The organism is Streptomyces sp. NPDC005070 (genome assembly GCF_053600395.1).
On sequence record NZ_JBSFZS010000475.1, the window covers coordinates 1 to 1,600 of the forward strand.

General features: G+C 65.3%; 1 pseudogene. It reads left to right on the plus strand.

Annotated elements, in window-relative coordinates:
- Nucleotides 1–190: 190 nt before the first annotated feature.
- Nucleotides 191–1,600: pseudogene (locus tag ACWEBX_RS40385) on the plus strand (hypothetical protein); the annotation flags it as partial.

Below are 1,600 nucleotides of genomic sequence, written 5' to 3' on the forward strand. Positions count from 1 at the left end.
AACTGCCCGCGTCCCGGGCCCCGATGCTCGCGGTGACCGTCCTGGTCTCACCGGCTCGGCGGCGGCAGGTATCGCCGTCGCTGCTGCCGTGGGAGCACTCGAGGGGATAGCCCCAACCGCAGGACGAGGTTCTGCCGAGCGGGCTACGGCCCTGCCCGTTCGCACAGTGCTGCTCCGTCGGCGGGACGACATGTTGAACCTGCAGTTTTTGCTGGTCAACCTGCAGGTCGGTGGTAAGTCAGGAACACCGACGCTCGTTAAGCAGGACACGACCCAGCCGGCCTTTATCGTTGTGGACTTCGGCCCGCAGTCGGCGCAGGAGCGCTCCTTTCCGGATCCCGGTGCTGTGGGCCAGGCGCCGGTCTCGTTGGAGTGGGGTGCCGCAAGCCGCCTCGCGTTTGACGTGACCGACCATCTCCCTCTGCCGTACACCACGTCTGGGCTGCTGCATTGGGCCGGCTTTCCCTCCAGACTCGTTCCGAACGCGCAGGGGCGTGATGTACCCGACTCATTCCAGGGCGAGTTGCGTGTGCCCACGAGTTACGAAACGTCTCTGGAAGTGCCGTTCGGTGTTGTCGTCTCTCCCGACAGCAGCAGTGGGTGGTGCCATGTGGAAACGGCTGCCGTTCCCTCCTCGCCCAGCAGCTGGACGGAACTGTGGAACACACGACTTGGCTCCCGGGTGGATGCCGGAGGTGACAGCGGATGGATTGTGCGCGAGGACGACGGGGCCCGGCCGCTGAGAGCAGTTTGGCTCCGCGACTCGCGAATGCCGTCATGGCTCAGTAACCCCCCGGCCGTGCCCACCGCCGGCCCTTATCCGACATCGCTGACTCCCCGCAACCGGTACGACCTTGTCCGGCTGTCGTCTGACTTCTCTGTACAGACATCGTCGTTGCCCGCACCTATTGAGGCCGACCTGCTGTCCTTGTCAGCCCTGGGCGCCGGCCTGGAGGCGCACGGCTCCTGGGACACCACCGGCAGCACCTTTTCCTCGGGGCTGTCTGAGTGGTCGCACAGCATGGGTCTGGGACGTGATCACAAAGTTCGTGTTGCTCAACACGGCTACCTCCTGCCGTTTGGCCACCGTGCGGCGTATGTGAAGGTCACTGAACGCCAGATGGAGCCGGACGCAGCCGGCACCCCGAGCGGCATTCTGCGTACTCGTACCTTCCTGGTCGTCCTCGAACGCGAGCGTCGCTACGAAGGCGACCAGAACATGCCCAGCGGCGGCAGAGCGATGCCGTTTCGTCGGGTTCAGGCAGTGACCCGTACGACTCCGACACTCGACACGGCGCGACCCTACGTTTCGGTTTCTGCCACTCCGGTCGCAGGAGCAGACACCGCCTACGCATTCCTTGCTGAGTCCGGTTCCGCCCCCATGCCGCTGCACTTCACTGGCATAGATTGGCAGGGGCAGCGGACGTCGTTCACGGCCCCTGTGGTGTTCGTCAGCGAGCTGGGCTCCCGCAGCAGTCTGCTGCGCAGCGCCGTGGCATCGAAGTACAACACCCAGACCCCGGTCGATAGCACCGCACGGCTTGGATGGGTCGGAGGCAAATCGGTCGCGCTCGCTGCCCCGACAAAGCCGGGCGATACC